General features: G+C 32.9%; 17 protein-coding genes. 5 read left to right on the top strand and 12 right to left on the bottom strand.

Features of this window, described 5'->3' with window-relative positions; genetic code table 11:
- Nucleotides 1-83 precede the first annotated feature (83 nt).
- The 5 genes from ACVC43_RS10090 to ACVC43_RS10070 all read left to right on the top strand — a co-directional run bounded on the left by ACVC43_RS10090 (nucleotide 84) and on the right by ACVC43_RS10070 (nucleotide 4,903).
- Nucleotides 84-1,214 (top strand): FAD-dependent monooxygenase, encoded by a 1,131-nt coding sequence (locus ACVC43_RS10090; RefSeq protein WP_452224392.1) that lies wholly within the window; start codon nucleotides 84-86, stop codon nucleotides 1,212-1,214.
- A 14-nt stretch (nucleotides 1,215-1,228) separates the two neighbouring features.
- On the top strand, nucleotides 1,229-1,729 hold the full coding sequence (locus tag ACVC43_RS10085) for a YybH family protein (RefSeq protein ID WP_452224391.1): 501 nt from the start codon (nucleotides 1,229-1,231) through the stop codon (nucleotides 1,727-1,729).
- A gap of 80 nt (nucleotides 1,730-1,809) precedes the next feature.
- The gene (locus ACVC43_RS10080) at nucleotides 1,810-2,049 is read left to right on the top strand and encodes a hypothetical protein (protein WP_452224390.1); all 240 of its coding nucleotides are present in this window, start codon (nucleotides 1,810-1,812) and stop codon (nucleotides 2,047-2,049) included.
- 135 nt (nucleotides 2,050-2,184) lie between these two features.
- The gene (locus tag ACVC43_RS10075) at nucleotides 2,185-4,353 is read left to right on the top strand and encodes an endonuclease MutS2 (protein ID WP_452224389.1); all 2,169 of its coding nucleotides are present in this window, start codon (nucleotides 2,185-2,187) and stop codon (nucleotides 4,351-4,353) included.
- 118 nt (nucleotides 4,354-4,471) lie between these two features.
- Nucleotides 4,472-4,903 carry a thiol-disulfide oxidoreductase DCC family protein gene (locus ACVC43_RS10070; RefSeq protein WP_452224388.1) on the top strand — a complete coding sequence of 144 codons (432 nt, stop codon included), beginning with the start codon at nucleotides 4,472-4,474 and terminating at the stop codon, nucleotides 4,901-4,903.
- Between the two features lie 204 nt (nucleotides 4,904-5,107).
- On the opposite strand, the gene ACVC43_RS10065 is transcribed toward ACVC43_RS10070, so the two are convergent.
- The 12 genes from ACVC43_RS10065 to gshB all read right to left on the bottom strand — a co-directional run bounded on the left by ACVC43_RS10065 (nucleotide 5,108) and on the right by gshB (nucleotide 15,785).
- Nucleotides 5,108-5,356: a hypothetical protein gene (locus ACVC43_RS10065; protein WP_452224387.1), complete on the bottom strand. Its 249-nt coding sequence runs from the start codon at nucleotides 5,354-5,356 to the stop codon at nucleotides 5,108-5,110.
- A 386-nt stretch (nucleotides 5,357-5,742) separates the two neighbouring features.
- Nucleotides 5,743-6,396 (bottom strand): hypothetical protein, encoded by a 654-nt coding sequence (locus ACVC43_RS10060; RefSeq protein WP_452224386.1) that lies wholly within the window; start codon nucleotides 6,394-6,396, stop codon nucleotides 5,743-5,745.
- A 3-nt stretch (nucleotides 6,397-6,399) separates the two neighbouring features.
- On the bottom strand, nucleotides 6,400-7,347 hold the full coding sequence (locus ACVC43_RS10055) for an L-histidine N(alpha)-methyltransferase (protein ID WP_452224385.1): 948 nt from the start codon (nucleotides 7,345-7,347) through the stop codon (nucleotides 6,400-6,402).
- A gap of 1 nt (nucleotide 7,348) precedes the next feature.
- Complete coding sequence (gene egtB / locus ACVC43_RS10050) at nucleotides 7,349-8,503, bottom strand: ergothioneine biosynthesis protein EgtB (protein WP_452224384.1); 1,155 nt, start codon at nucleotides 8,501-8,503, stop codon at nucleotides 7,349-7,351.
- Nucleotides 8,503-8,853 carry a DUF1622 domain-containing protein gene (locus tag ACVC43_RS10045; RefSeq protein ID WP_452224383.1) on the bottom strand — a complete coding sequence of 117 codons (351 nt, stop codon included), beginning with the start codon at nucleotides 8,851-8,853 and terminating at the stop codon, nucleotides 8,503-8,505. Before ACVC43_RS10045 ends, egtB begins: the two co-directional genes overlap by 1 nt.
- Before the next feature lie 22 nt (nucleotides 8,854-8,875).
- Entirely contained in the window at nucleotides 8,876-9,601 is a 726-nt protein-coding gene (locus ACVC43_RS10040) for a flavodoxin family protein (protein ID WP_452224382.1), read from the bottom strand.
- Between the two features lie 222 nt (nucleotides 9,602-9,823).
- Nucleotides 9,824-9,973, bottom strand: coding sequence for a hypothetical protein (locus ACVC43_RS10035; protein WP_452224381.1), 150 nt, complete (start codon nucleotides 9,971-9,973; stop codon nucleotides 9,824-9,826).
- A gap of 86 nt (nucleotides 9,974-10,059) precedes the next feature.
- Nucleotides 10,060-11,100, bottom strand: coding sequence for a glutathione synthetase (locus ACVC43_RS10030; protein WP_452224380.1), 1,041 nt, complete (start codon nucleotides 11,098-11,100; stop codon nucleotides 10,060-10,062).
- A gap of 87 nt (nucleotides 11,101-11,187) precedes the next feature.
- Nucleotides 11,188-13,029, bottom strand: a complete 1,842-nt coding sequence (locus ACVC43_RS10025; RefSeq protein ID WP_452224379.1) for a flavohemoglobin expression-modulating QEGLA motif protein — start codon at nucleotides 13,027-13,029, stop codon at nucleotides 11,188-11,190.
- The gene (locus ACVC43_RS10020) at nucleotides 13,026-13,859 is read right to left on the bottom strand and encodes an N-formylglutamate amidohydrolase (RefSeq protein ID WP_452224378.1); all 834 of its coding nucleotides are present in this window, start codon (nucleotides 13,857-13,859) and stop codon (nucleotides 13,026-13,028) included. Before ACVC43_RS10020 ends, ACVC43_RS10025 begins: the two co-directional genes overlap by 4 nt.
- A gap of 9 nt (nucleotides 13,860-13,868) precedes the next feature.
- Nucleotides 13,869-14,699 (bottom strand): sulfurtransferase, encoded by an 831-nt coding sequence (locus tag ACVC43_RS10015; RefSeq protein ID WP_452224377.1) that lies wholly within the window; start codon nucleotides 14,697-14,699, stop codon nucleotides 13,869-13,871.
- Between the two features lie 48 nt (nucleotides 14,700-14,747).
- Complete coding sequence (gene gshB / locus ACVC43_RS10010) at nucleotides 14,748-15,785, bottom strand: glutathione synthase (RefSeq protein WP_452224376.1); 1,038 nt, start codon at nucleotides 15,783-15,785, stop codon at nucleotides 14,748-14,750.
- Nucleotides 15,786-15,961 lie beyond the last annotated feature (176 nt).

The following is a 15,961-nucleotide window of genomic DNA, read 5'->3' as shown; positions in this document are numbered from 1 at the left end:
CTGTATTGAGAATTATTAATCAGGTTCTCGATACAATTTTTTACGAAAAACACTCGAACTGACATTATATTTAAATAACTTTAATGTACACAATTATAGGCGCAGGAATTGGCGGATTAGCTACTGCTTTAGTCTTCGAAAAATTAAATATCGACTATCAGTTATTTGAAAAAGCCGCAGGACCAAATGCTGTTGGTGCAGGAATCTGGTTAGCACCCAATGCCTTACAGGTACTTGAATTTGCGAATGTATTAGATCAAGTTACCCAAGCCGGAAACATTATTAACCGAATTACATTAACCAACGCAAAACTTCAATCATTGGCAGATAGTAGCCAGTTACCAGCCAAAGAAAAATACGGTTTTTCTACGGTAGCTATTCATCGTGGCACATTGCAATCGGTTTTAATCAATGCGCTTCCAAAACATAAAATCCACTGGAATAAAGCGTTTCAATCTTTTCAGGAAAATAAAGATTCTGTAACCGTCACTTTTGCAGATGGATCGCAAACCACCAGCCAATATCTTTTAGCAGCCGATGGTATTAACTCTCAAGTACGCAATCAGTTATTTCCAGAGTCTCAAATTCGGTACTCAGGTCAAACCTGCTGGAGAGGTGTCATGCAAAAACCACTACCATTAGCGTATAAAGAACGAGGTATCGAAATGTGGGGAAAAGGCATACGATTTGGGCTGTCTCAATTGTCTGAAACCGAAACTTCCTGGTTTGCAGTAAAAAAGAGCAAAGCGTTTAAAACCGACGATAAAACCATTTTAAAGGAAAAGCTCCACAAGCTTTACAACAATTTTCATCCTTTAGTACATGAGCTCATTGAAAACACAGATATAAACAATATTTTACGAAACGATATAACCGATTTAAAACCCATTTCACATTGGCAAAAAGGTAACATTTGTTTACTTGGCGATGCAGCGCACGCTACCACTCCAAATATGGGACAAGGTGGCGCGCAAGCCATTGAGGATGCCTATTATTTAGGAAAATTAATTGATAAGTATCCAGAAAGGAATAATTTTAAGGCTTTTGAAAAGAAACGCTATAAACGCGTTAAGAGCATTGTTAATCAATCCTGGAGAACAGGAAAAATTGCACATTTAACAACAGGAGCTACATTACGAAACACTATCTTTAGCAAGATACCTAAAAAACTAATAGACAGAAACATGAATTCTGTTTACGATTTAAAAGACTAAAACCAATAATTATTATGAAACACACGATGTTATTATGTATGGCACTTCTAATTTTAGGATGCCAAAATTCTACCGAGAAAAAAGACACTAACGACTTTACCGTCGAAGCAAACATGCAAACCAATGAAGCCGACTTTACAGCAGTTTTAAAAAAGCACCTCGATGCAGTCACTAATAAAGATTTAGAAACCCTTGAAAGCACGTTGTCGCCAAACGGAAATATGCAACTTATACTTCCTAAAACCGAAATAACCACTACAGCAGAAGCCTTTATGGACTATCATAGAGAGTGGTTTGCAGCACCAATTGAATGGACGTTCGAGACCAAAGTATTAAACACAAATATTGGTGAAAGGTTGGGTATGGCTGTTGTGGAGATTGTTTACCGAGAGCCTTTACGCGATGGTAAACCTTATTCTAACAGAATGATTGTAAGCTACGATTTAGAAAAAATAGATGGCAAGTGGTATTTTATTAAAGACCATGCGAGTTCTGTGGAGAAGTCTACGGATTAATTTGCTTCGCAGAGTACTAATATAATATAGCGAATATATAACATGTTTAGATATTAAAAAGACTCTGTATCTTTAATCTATTGGGAGCAAAAGAGTTAAAAGATAAAATACAAGAATACTTAGATAAGGCAGATGAGCGCGTGCTTAAAATTGTAAATGGTGTTTTAGAAAATTTTTACAATGATGAAATTGTTGCTTATCACGCAGATGGTACTTCAATGTCTAAAAAAGAATACCTATCGTTTTTAGAATATTCTCAAAATCAATATTTAAATAAAGACTTTACTTCTGTTGAAGATTTAGAAGGCATGGTATTTTAAAATTGTTTGCGCTATACCTATACTGGTTCTTAATTAAAATGGTATTTATTCTTCATTCTATTCCGTAACTTTGTTCTGCTAAGAAAATAGAATAGAAACAATTGATGAGATTCCTGCCTTCGCAGGAATGAGAGTATGATAAATATCCACAAAAAAACATTACAAGATTTAGAATTTGCAACTGTGTTAGAGCAGGTTAGCGAATATTGCGTGACGCACTTGGGTAACCAAAAAGCTTTAGAAATTACACCATATACCGAAAAGGAACAATTGCTAAATGCCTTACAATTAACCAACGAGTATGTGTCGTCGTTTTATAACGATAACCGCATCCCAAATCATGGATTTGATGCTATTACAAAAGAATTACAATTACTTCGCATAGAAAACACCTATTTAGAAACCCACAGTCTAAAAAAAATTGTGTCCATTTCTATAACAGCCAACGAAATTGTTAAGTTTTTAAAGAAATTCGAGGAGTACTATCCTAACCTTCACGCGTTTTCTCAAAACATAGAAGTCACCACAGCAATTGTTGAGAAAATAGACAGTGTTGTCGATAGATTTGGCGATGTAAAAGACAGTGCCTCTGCCCTATTACAAGAGATTAGGCAGAGTATGAATAAACTAAAAGGGAAAATAAATTCCAGTTTCACTTCGGCTTTAAATCAATATCACAATCTGGATTATCTGGACGATATTCGGGAATCGGTAGTAGAAAACAAACGTGTTTTGGCTGTAAAAGCCATGTACAGACGTAAAGTTAAAGGTGCTATAATGGGTGGCAGTAAAACAGGAAGTATTGTTTACATAGAACCTGAAACCACCTTACAGCACACACGTGAGTTAAATAATCTGGAATACGAAGAAGGCGAAGAAGTAGTACGCATTTTAAAAGAAGTTACTAATTTTTTACGTGATTTTTTGCCGTTAATAGCACAGTATCAAACCTTTTTAATAGCAATAGACGTTATTGCAGCAAAGGCTAAATACGCTAAGTCTATGGATGCCATTTTACCAGAAATTAGTAACGACAAACAAATTTTGCTGCGTGATGCTTACCATCCTCTACTCTATTTAAACAATTTAGAAAAGAAGGAAAAAACGTTTCCGCAGACTATAGAATTAAATGCCAGTAAACGTATTATCGTTATTTCCGGACCAAATGCTGGTGGAAAAAGTATTACCTTAAAAACGGTAGGTTTATTACAACTCATGTTGCAAAGTGGTATGTTAATTCCTGTACACGAACGTAGTAAAGTAACGCTTTTCGATAGAATTTTAACCGATATTGGCGACAACCAATCCATAGAAAACCATTTAAGTACTTATAGTTACAGGTTAAAGCAAATGAATTACTTTTTAAAGAAAGTAAATAAAAACACCTTGTTTTTAATAGATGAATTTGGAACAGGAAGTGACCCTGAATTGGGTGGAGCTTTAGCTGAAACCTTTTTAGAAGAATTTTATGCGCGTAATGCGTTTGGGATAATTACCACACATTATGCCAACTTAAAAATGCTGGCCAACGAAAAAGAAGAAATGATAAACGCGAACATGATGTTCGATGAGCGCACTTTAGAACCAATGTATAAATTAGCGTTAGGTCAGGCAGGAAGTTCGTTTACCTTTGAGGTGGCACAAAAAAACGGCATTCCATACAGTTTAATAAATCGTGCAAAAAAGAAAATAGAACGCTCTAAAGTACGCTTTGATGCAACTATTGCGAAACTACAAAAGCAACGCGCTAAGCTTGAAAAAACAAGTGAATCTTTAAAAGTTAACGAAAAGAAAAAACAAAGTGAAGCCGATAAACTTGAAGAGATTAATTTAAAAATCCAAAAAAAACTGGAAAGTTACCAGGAATTATACGACAGTAATCAGCGGTTAATTTACTTAGGTCAAAAAGTAAATGATATTTCAGAGAAGTTTTTTAACGATAAAAAGAAACGTGAGTTAATGGCCGAATTGTTTCGTCTGGTACAAATTGAAAATTCGAAACGTAAAAAAGTATCTGCCAAACAAGCAAAAGCCGAAAAAGCTAAAGAAACTCAAGTTAAAAAGGAAGCTGAAAAAAAGGTAGAAGTTATTAGAAAAAAGAAAAAAGAAGCCAAAAAGAAAGCTATTGTTCCAGAAAAACCAAAACCAATTTTAAAAGTTGGAGATCGCGTGAGAATGCACGATGGCAGAGCTATTGGTAGTATAGATACTTTAGAAAAAGGAAAGGCTATTGTTAATTATGGTATGTTTACCACCAATGTAAATGTAGATTTGCTGGAGTTGGTTGAGGCGGTGAAGAAATAGTATTAGTATTCAGTTTTCAGTTTTCAGTTTTCAGTTTTTATTCGATTCGGAGAGTTTGGTGAAAAACGCAAAGCTATTTTTAACTTCAAATTAAAAACCAAAATCGTATTTTTGTACTGTGATTAAAGAACTCCCAAAACATAAAAAATTAATCCTGTTCGATGGTGTTTGCAACCTTTGTAGCTCCTCTGTTCAGTACGTAATTAAACACGATAAAAATAATGTGTTTCTATTTGCGGCCTTGCAGAGTGATGTTGGTAAGCAAATTATTAATCATTTTAAAGTGGATGCCTCTAAAACAGATTCCATTTTGCTTTATTTACCAGAAAAAAAGGAATTAAAGGTAAAATCGTCGGCAGCTTTACATGCTGCTAAAGATTTAAACTTTCCGCTCAATTTATTGGTTGTATTTTTAATTGTACCTCCATTTATTAGAAATTGGGTTTACGATTTTGTTGCGAAAAACCGATACAAATGGTATGGCAAAAAAACCTCTTGCTGGTTACCTACTCCAGAACTAAAAGCTAAGTTTATTGGTGAAATAAATTAAATCATCCTTTTTATATATTAAGTTTTAACTCCTCTTTTTTCTGATTTTTCTATAAAAATCAGAATTCATTCTCTTAAAATAAGAGGAGAGCATTGTTAATTCAACAAATAGTTAAAACAAGCGCTATTTGTTAAACAAAAAAAAGTCTGAAAATAATTTCAGACTTTTAGCAATACTTATTTAGATTGGATTATTTAAATAATATTAGCATGTTTTTGGCTTTTGCTTTTTTGAAGCAATAAGTTTTAAATATGATGATTTGTTGTAGTTTTCAATGTCAATTTCTTCCATTGTTCTAATACCTTTAACACTAATAACAACTGTTTTGTCTACCTCTACAATACTACTGTCGATAGTTCTTACTGTTTTTAAATCTTCTTTGAGGGTATTGTTGTCTTGAGCCGAAGCAAAAGAAACAAAAAGAAGCAAAAGTAAGGTTGTTAATAATTTCATTGTTTTGAGAATATTATAGTTAAGCTACACTGCTAAGATATAAGGGATGTTTTTAGTGTGGCAAAAAAATCGGCAAACAGCCAATCTATTTGATTTGCGTGGTGTTTAGACAAAAATTATCGATGAAGTGCACAATTAATTTCCCTAATTATAAAGTCTGTTTCACTCATTGTAAACAGGTATTCACTCAATATTACTTTTATAAAGAATCGTTAAATACTACCTTTAAACTATTGAGATTGGTTAGCGCCTTAAAGCTAATTACAGTTAGTATATCTTAATTCCAGTGAATTAAGAATGAATATGCTCTTTTAAAGTTTATAGTCTGCACTTTAAAAGTTTTCAGTGTCATTGCTGATTAAATTTGTAATGGTTTTAAGGCTCTTTTATATTAGAGAAATAGCCTCGTGACATTGCAGTTTTGCTAAGTCTAAAACGTTGTGAAAAGCAAAATTATTAATTACAGATAATTCGGTACAACTTACTATAATTATGCAATTATTATATTTCTTAAACAAGGTCTTGTATCTTGAAAGATCTTTATCAGTTTCTAAATGACTATAAACCTTTTGTCTTAATTCATCTAAAAACTCAATGTCTTCTTCTTCAAGGCTAATTAAACTCATGTGTTCGTTACTTAAAATGTAATCATAATTAATAACAGCGTTTGTATGCCTCGTACCAAATACAACAGCCTTATTACTATTTGTAAGTTTCAAGCTGTTTTTTAATAAAGTAATTGGGTGAATGATATTTAGTTTAAAATCGATAGCATCTAAAATGCTATGTAAAGTGATATTAGGCACAAGTAAATGTGTCTTGTTCGTATTGAAAGATTGCAATTCGTTTTCAATAATGGGAGTAATAACCTCAGCTCCATTGGGCAGGAAAGGATTAATTAGATTAAAATCTATCTGTTTTACTGTAAAAGGACAGGTAGCAAAACCGGTATGTTTTTTTAAATAAAGCTTATGAAGATAGTTTTGATAATATAAGGTGCTTCTTGCGCCTAAGCCTAAAATAACTAATTGCATTTTCATAAATTACATGCGTTCTAATATATAGCTATTGAAGTAATTTTTAGAATCTGTAATTTTAGAAATCTGCTCCAGCTTTGTGTTCTTTAATAGTGCATTGAGAATACTATCGTTGTATTTTCTTGAAATTTCTGTAAGAATTTTTTCGCCTTTAGAAAATTTAAAAGTGACATGATCTCCATTTAACATTACTTGCTGGTCCACTTTACTCACCAGATAACTTTTAGCAATACCTGTTGTTTCGTCGTATTCTGGATTGTGCTCAAAGTTAGACACGTTAAAGTTAGCGTTCAATTCGTTATTAATTCTGTTAAGTAAATTTAAATTAAAAGCACTGGTTACGCCTTGACTGTCGTTATAAGCCGGTAACACAACTTCTTTAGATTTTATAGTATCTAAACCTATAATTACTTTGTCTCCTACTTGCAAGGCATCGCTTAATTTAGTCAAAAACTCTTGTGCTTCATTATCATTTAGATTACCAAGATTTGAACCTAAAAACATGAGTACTTTAGGTGTGCTGTTAGATTTTATGTCATTTAAAACACCAAAATACTGACCTTGTTTTGTTTCTATGGTAAGATTAGTAAATTCTTTTTGTAGTGATTTTTCTAATGAATTTAAAGCGTTTTGGGATATGTCTATTGGTAAGTACTTAAAATCGTATTGTTCACTTATTAAAGCTTTTAGGAAAGCTTTTGTTTTCTTTCCGTCGCCAGCACCAAGCTCTATTAAATCGAAAGACTCCTTTCTATTTAAATTTAATTTATTAATAATGTCAATAGATTTCGTTTTAAAAATCTCCAGTTCCGAGCGTGTTAAATAGTACTCGGGTAAATTCATTATTTTAACAAAAAGCGCATCGCCTTTGGCATCGTAAAAATATTTTGATGGTAGTGTTTTTGGCGAATTACTCAAGCCGTTAACAACTTCTGTTTTAAATTGTGACTCCATATTATTCTGCTAATCGTATTCCAGAAAACTGCCATTGCGTACTTGGCGTAAAAAAGTTTCTGTAGGTTTTTCTACTATGTTTTGGTGATGTGGCAACACTAGAGCCACGCAAAACCATGGTGTTAATCATAAATTTGCCATTATATTCTCCTGCTGCTCCTGCTACTTGTTTATAGCCTGGATATGGTAGGTATGCCGAATTCGTCCATTCCCAAACATGTCCCCAATTAAATTGATTGGAAGCCACTTCCCATTCAAATTCGGTTGGCAAACGCTTACCAACAAAGTTAGCATAGGCATTGGCTTCGTATAATGAAATATGACATACTGGCGCGTCTAAATTTAGCGGTTTTAATCCTGCTAAAGTGTAAACAAACCACTCGCTGTCTACTTTATACCAATAGAGCGGTAACTTAATTTTGTTAGTGGTGACCCAAGTCCAGCCATCATCTAACCAGTATTTGGCAGTGGTATAGCCTTTTGCTTCTATAAATTTAATATAGTCTCTATTAGTAACCAATTGCGTTGCTATACTGTATGGTTCTAAAAAAACACGATGTTGTTGTGTTTCATTATCGTAACTAAAATCGGTGCCATTAAAACCAATCGAATAAATCCCTTCCTTTATGGAAAGAAATTTTTGATTCTCGGTCTTTGTTATTTTATTGCTATAGGCTTCTTTGTATAGAACAGGATGCGTTGGATTTATTGAAAGCGTGTATTTTATATCTGTAATAAGCAATTCTTGGTGCTGCTGTTCATGATTGACACCCAATATTAACAACGCTGTTATTTCTTTATTATCAGGAAATTTCTCTAAGAGTTGTGCAATATGGTCATCGACATATTCTCTGTATTTATAGACAGTTTCAACACTTGGTCTTGTAATAAGGCCACGTTCGTTTCTGTTAATACGTTTGCCTAAACTATTGTAATAGCTGTTAAACAAATAGCTGAATTCAGTATTAAAAACAGTATAGTTTTCAAAAAATGGTTTTAAAATCATTTCTTCAAAAAACCAAGTTGTATGGGCTAAATGCCATTTTGGTGGACTTGCAAAAGCCGCAGATTGCGGTGTGTAGTCTTCAATTTTTAGAGGCTCGCATAGCATTTTAGTGTATGTTCGAGTTGTATTATATTCTATAAGTATGCTCATTACTTATGTAATTGATTATTAGATTGTTTTTGCCAGGGAAATTTACCTTCAATCTCTACTTGTATCGATAAGCTAAGAAATGTTCTAATTATAACAATTAGACCAAGAATGAGAGTAGATTTTAATGTAGGCTCTGTTATTACTGTTGTTACAATGTCTGCTGCTATTAAAATTTCTAATCCGAGTAAAATAAATTTACCCAAATTACTTCTTAATTTAAGATAGCAATTTTTCGCTTTTTTTGTTAATGCCATAAAATAAACAGCCAGAGAGTATAGCAAACCAAGTAGTATTACAGCAATACCTATAGCTTCAATGGTTAGGGCAATTATTTCAATATAGTAATACATGATTAATTTTTATAAATATGAATTATCTATATTCAGGGTTCTCGAAAGACCAATGCGTGCCACTATCCCATTTTTCTCGTGAATTTCCGTAGCTATTATAACCATTATTCTCTTTTAGCATTTTTGCTAAATGCAATAAATTATAAGTCATGAAGGTCGTGTTTCTGTTGGTGAAATCGGAGTCGAAGCCTTTAGGAGGATTTAATGTTTCTCCTTTCCATTCTGTGTCACCATAACTTGGGCCTGGTCCAACTTCGCCAATCCAACCACAATCTGCCTGAGGAGGTATTGAATAGCCCACATGTTGCAAGGAATAAAGAATACCCATTGCACAATGTTTTACACCATCTTCATTTCCTGTTATCATGCAGCCACCAACTTTACCATAAAAAATGTATTGTCCTTTATCGTTAGTTTTACTACTCATTGCATAGAGACGTTCTATAAGTTTTTGAGCTTCAGAAGATTTTTCTCCTAACCAAATTGGTGTGCCTACAATAAGCACATCGGCTTTCATAACCTTTTTAAAAATTTCTGGCCAATCATCTGTATCCCAACCATGCTCTGTCATATCTGGATAAACACCTGTAGCTACTTTTTTATCAATAAACCTTATGGTGTCAAAAGCGACATTTTCTTCTTCTAAAATATTTTGCGACACTTCCATAAGTGTTTCTGTATGACTTTTTTCTGGAGATTTTTTTAATGTACAGTTAATATACAGTACAGAAAGTTTAGAGAAGTCCATGATTTTGTTGGTTTTTAAAGGTTGAATTCAATTTTTAGTTATTCACTATAAATTAATAGTCGTTAAATAGTTTTAAAAATAACAATGCTTTACTATTTAATTGTGCTGTAACAATGATTATTTAAACTTAAATCAAAATCTTGTTTATTCAAAACAACTGATTAGTAAGCTGTTATCAATAAAAAAAAGCTGAACATCACTATTCAGCTTTTTTTAATTCTTTTAAGCATTATCTCGTGGTTGATGCTTCTCTCTTTTATCTTTAACCTGATGGTTAATTTCTTTCCCATCTGCCTGGCTCCCTTTTTTATTAATAGCCTGTTCTTTTTCTGGCTGGTTGTTTTGCTTTGGTATTTTGTTGTCTGAATCCATGGTTTGTATGTTTTATAATTAATGTAGAATATACTGTTTATAACAAGATTCCATTAACGTAAATACTTAAAATATAGACTCTTTTACTACAGTGTCGCTAATCTGCTATTAAATAAATAATCTGAATACATGTTTTTATAGTACACCTTTTTTTCTATAGCTTCAATTACTGGTGTGCAAAAATCGGCATCGTACATTTCTCCAATAACATTTAATCCACCAGGACTAAACACGTTTATCTCCATTAATTTATCGCCAACTATATCAATACCAACTAAAAACATCCCGTCCTGAACCAATTTTGGCTTAACAATATCTGCAAGCTTCAAGATTTGTTCAGTCATTTTTACAGTTTCTGGATGTCCGCCAGCATGAATATTACTTCTAATATCTTTTGAAGTATTTACACGTTGCATAATGGCGTATTTACCATCTACTTGAAGTGGTTCTCCATTCATTAAAAACAATCGTGTATCTCCTTTACTGGCTTCTGTTAAATATTCCTGTGCGATTATATAACCATCTCTGGCTATGGCATCTATGGTCTGGTTTAGATTATGTTCATTCTTTTTATCCATCATAAACACATTAGTACCTCCAGAACCTTGTAAAGGTTTTAAAATCATTTTTTGTTTTTGCTCTTTAAAAAAGGCTTTTATTTCGTCGTGATCTCTTGAAATTATAGTTTTAGGTCTTAGTATTTCTGGAAAATGCTGAAAGTACATTTTATTAACTGCTCCAGCCAAACTGTTCGGGTGGTTTAAAACAAGCACACCATTACGCATGGCTATTTCTCCAAAAATAAAGGCAGCATTTTGTGCCCAATCGCGCTCATTAATTTCATCGGCTGGATTATTCCGAAGAAATAAAACATCTAATTCTTTTGACGTAATACGGGAAAATTCCTCTTTCTGTACCGCTTTAAAAAATGTTTCCTGTGTATTAAAATTTTTCTCTTTAATTGTTTTACAACGTACAGATAAATGTCCTTTAGAAGCATAAGACAACTCGCCTACACCTATAAAATAAACATCGTGTCCTCGTTTGTAAGCAGCATAACCTAAACCAGGTGTGGTGTAATTAGGTTTTTCTGTTTTATGATCGTTAATTATAAATGCAATTTTCATCGTTTTTTGTTTTTTTAAAGGTATGTGCTTATAGTAAATGAGCTTGACTCAAAGAAGACATAAAATGTCTCATTCGCAAACTAATATTTAGTTTATAAGCTGAGTGATTTCTACACCTTTGCGTAATTTTTTAAGTCTTTTCTGTACACTTTCTCGCTCTAAAAAACGAGGGAGTTCAGGTTTTAATAATACGCTTCTTTGTAGTAATTCTTCAATTAACTCTATATGATTGGTGTTAAACTTACCAGAATACAGCGTTTCTAAATTACCACCTTCTTTAATATATTTTAAAACATCTATTAAACCAGCTAAATAAACGGCATCTTTTGTTAAACCACCGCCTCTGTAAACACGCATTGAAATATAATACGCAATACGCTCCGAAAAATGATATTTCCTTTTTAAGAGCTTAAAGGTTTCTATAAAATCTGCACCATTAACCATAGAATTTACCGCAATTACTCGGCCTGCTAAGAGTCTTAAACGATTAATTGTAAGACCACCAACAAGATATTCGGCCAGTACTGCTAATCCTTCCTGTAGCTGGTCGTAGCCTTCAAACCCTTCATACATTTGTTTTAGCGGTTGACGCTTACCATTACAATAGGTTAAAATATGTGTTGCAACCTCGTGCTGTATTAAGGCATCACATCTATTAGCATCTAACGAGATTTGATTATTAATTAACAATTTGGTTTTAGATACCATTATGCCAGCCACGTCGTTTCTTATTTCTAAAGTAAGATCCAAATCTGGAAATTTAGAATTATAATAATCTAATTCTTTTTGTGCATGGTCTGCAAATTCGTTGCAGTTAAAACGCTGTTTACTTTTAAGTTCGTCTCGCTTAGGGAAGGCTTTTAATATTTTCTTTGCTTCTTTTAGTGTGTTCTTTTTAATAACACCATATAAACTTTCACCAACAAATCTAAAATTCTTTGTACCACGCTCTTCGAGCATAGTAAGTTGCTTTTCAATTTCTAAACGTTTTCCTCGTAGAATAAAAGCTATGGTTGGATCTTCGATTTCATCCATAGGAATATTGTAAAGTTTCCGCTTTTCTAATTCCGGATCCAAGGCAATGAGTCTGTACTTAAAAGATGGTATTTTTTTAAAATCATTTTTTTTAAAACGTTGCCACTCTTCATTACTATTTACGGGTGTTGTACGTAGTAAAAATGACATCCCAGAGCTTATTTCTGCCAATTCGGAATCAGACTGAAGTGTAATGTTATCGATATGTGTTTTACCTAACATGAGGTAGCTCTCAAAATCATCAGAGGTTTGTATTCTAATAAATTCGAAAACCGCTTTTTTTATGGTTTCAGAAAAAACGGTATAAAATTCTCTAAAAAACAAAGGGTACAATTCGCCAGATTCATCATTTTTATATAATGTAGGCACCTCTATCCCAAAGATTAATGTACCCGTTTTTTTTAAAGTTTCAGTGTCTAATAGTGCCTCTAAATGATCTGGGTGTCTCTTATGTGTATCTAAAATTTCTGTAGAAACATTAGGGTAGATATGGTTTAACTCGTTAAAACCCTCCTTTAGAGCTTTTGCAGTTCCTGGAGCTTTTTCTAAAGGACAAGAAATATTAAATTTTGAGATACTATTATCTTTATTTGGCCAACACTCTAAAATTAAGAATGTATTAAATTGTTTTGAGGCTTCTTTTCTTAAAGCATCGATTATAGCAGTAATATCTAAGGTTTCATGGGCTAAAATATAAGAGGCTTGTGTTTTTAGTAATCTTGAAAAATAAATGTCTGCATCATGGTATCTATAAACACAAACAAAAGGTAATAATTTATCCATATGTACTAAGCCGTTGTTTGGCAAGTTTATGTTTACTGGCTTATTTTCGACAATGTTGCTACAGAGATTTTCGAGTATATTTGTGTCTATAGATTCTTTTGTTTTCATCATTTAATTTGAAAATTTTTATAAAAAATTTCGGCATTCGTTTTAATTTTTTCTCGTAATTGATTTTCTACTGCAACTACAACTTCTGGATACATAATGTAGTCGTATTCATCACAATAAATTTTAGCTATTTCAGTAGCAAGAACGAGTGTATTACTGAAATTTTTAGTAATATACTTTAAAAAATAACCGTTGCCTCTAAACGTATCGTTAATTTTTGAAGTGGATTTAATGTTGTTGGGAAGCTTTAATTCAGATAGACTTTGTCTCCAAACTTCTATGTGATTGCCAAAACGATTGTTATCTACATTATCTGTTCCTAAATTCCATGTTGGCACTTCCCTATCCCAACGTTTCCAGTTATAACTATGCATATCGTAAACCACGCAAACACCAAATTTTTCTTCAATTTTAGAAATTAGTGCATTAACCACTTTGTAAAAAGCTTCGTGTTTTGCTAACGACTTTTGTTTTTCGTTTTCCGGTAATGGTTTTTTCCATAATTTCTTTCCCCAAGCATCTTCGTAGATAGCAGAATCTGGAGCACGATTTAAATCATATTCAAATCGGGAATCCATCCCAGCAATAACGATTGGATGAGAGGTTACCATGTTTTTAGTTTCTGGATCTTCTTCGTACCAACGTTCGTATTCGCTATGTAAACAGAGCTCCCATAAGTCCTTTCTAAACTGATGCCCATCGTGTACTGCACCACACACATAGTGTACGTAGTTATCGATTTTTAAAGTGAAGGAATAATCATTTGAGACAGCGTGAAAGGTTTCTTCGGCTTCTATTTTATTTATTATTTGAGGAATCGATAATTTTTGCATTATTTATTTTTATGCTATTGTTAAACTGCCATATTCTGTCCAAGATCCATCGTAAACACTATTTTTATAGCCAGCAATGGTGGCTGCAAGCGATAAAACCGAAGCTGTAATTCCAGAGCCACAACTAAATACCAAGTGCTGATGGTCCTTGGCATAGGTTTTAAAGATGGCTTGCAATTCTGCCTTGGGTTTCATTTTGTTACCATTTAAAACGTCGCTAAAAGGCAAGTTTGAAGATGATGGAATTATCCCACTGCGCAAGCCTTTTCTTGGCTCTGCAACAATACAATTAAAACGATCACTTGAACGTGCATCTATAATTTTAAAATTTGCATCTTTAGAAATAGCATCTAAAGACTCAATATACACTACATTATTTGGATTGTAAATGGCTTTAAAATTTCCTCTTGTCTTGTTTTTGTTATTTGTTTTTTCTTCGGTTTTATAGCCTTTTTTTTTCCATTCTGGAAAACCACCATCGAGTACTGCCACATTATTAAAACCAAATGTTTTAAATAACCACCAGGCTCTTGCGCTGGAGTAAATTCCGTGGTCATCGTAAACAACGACAAAAGAATTAGTATTTACACCTAAATTTCGGGCTGAAGTTTCAAACTGTTCTGCTGAAGGAATGGTATTAGGAAAAGGAGCTTTAATATTACTAAATTGCTTTTTAATACCAAAAAACTGAGTATTAGGAATTTGCGTATGCGATAAAGCAGAGACATCACCAATTACTTTAGAAATTGTAGCATCGAAAACCAATAGGTTACTGGCATGTAAATGATTATTTAACCATGCTGCCGAAACGATAGTGTCTATTTTTTCTATTAATGACATGATGTTTTTACTTTTATACTACCAAGAAGAATTTATAGCTTTATATTTCTATGCTTCTTCAACAGTTTTTCGCAATTTAGATAAGCGGTTAAATGCTTGAACATTGTCTATAACCTTACTTTCTAAGAAATCTATTACCTTCTCCTCTACTTTATATTTGTTTTTGTACACTTTATTAATATAAGTTATTCCGCCTGGAGACATTACATTTACTTCAACTAATTTTCCTCCAATAACATCTAAACCAACAAAGTACAATCCATCTTTAACTAATTTAGGACCAATTTGCTTACATAAAGCTTTCTCTGTTTTTGTTAACGTATGTTTTTGTACGCTTCCGCCTGCCGAGACGTTCGATCTGTGATCATCGGTTCCAGGTACGCGTCTCATTGCACCAACAGGTTCTCCATTAAGCATTAAAACTCTAACATCTCCTTGATCTGCACCTTCAATATAATCTTGTAAAATCACATAATTTGAAGTCCCATCACTACTATTAATGTAAAAATCTAATAGTGAGTTAATGTTACTCATTGCAGATTTTTCGATTAAAATAACACCAGAACCACCAAAACCGTTAAGCGGTTTTAATATCATTTTATCTGCTTTAGATTCTTTAATTTGTTTTACCAAATAATCTTTATTTTTAGACACATGAGTATTTGGTATTATATTACTGTGCGCATCGCCAAAAGCCGCTGTATATAATTTATTGTTCGCCTCGCGCATACCTTGTAAAGAATTTACTATAAACACATCGTCTTTTACCGAATCTAAAAAGTTAAGCATAATAGGATCTAAAGGCGGATTGGCTCTAAAAAAGATAGCATCGAAACCAGCCAGTGGTAGCATTTCCTCTCTTAATTTTGCTTTTTTGTAAAAACTTTTTAATGTAGAAGGTACTTTGTCCATTCTACTAATTACAGTACAAAAAGCGTTAGTAACACTATCTCTAATTGTTAAGTTGGCAGGCGTGCACATGGCTACTCCGTGACCACGTTTTATACATTCTTTTATTAAGGCTAAACTTGTATCATTTTCTGCATCTATTTTTTCCCATGGATACATTATAAAGCAAACATTCATAGTATTTGGTTTTGGTTTTGGTTTGTACTGTTTATAAATTTATAAATAATTTTTTAATAATTGATGGTAATAACAATGAGTTTGTTCAAGAGGTTAAGGATAAGCTATTCACGCACCTTTAGTTAAAGTAAAAAGCAATTTTCTAAGATCCTGAAACAAGCTCAGGCTATATACTT

Source organism: Lacinutrix chionoecetis (assembly GCF_053604665.1).
Note: the sequence above shows the minus strand (reverse complement) of the source record. Positions and strands in the feature narration are given on the sequence as shown.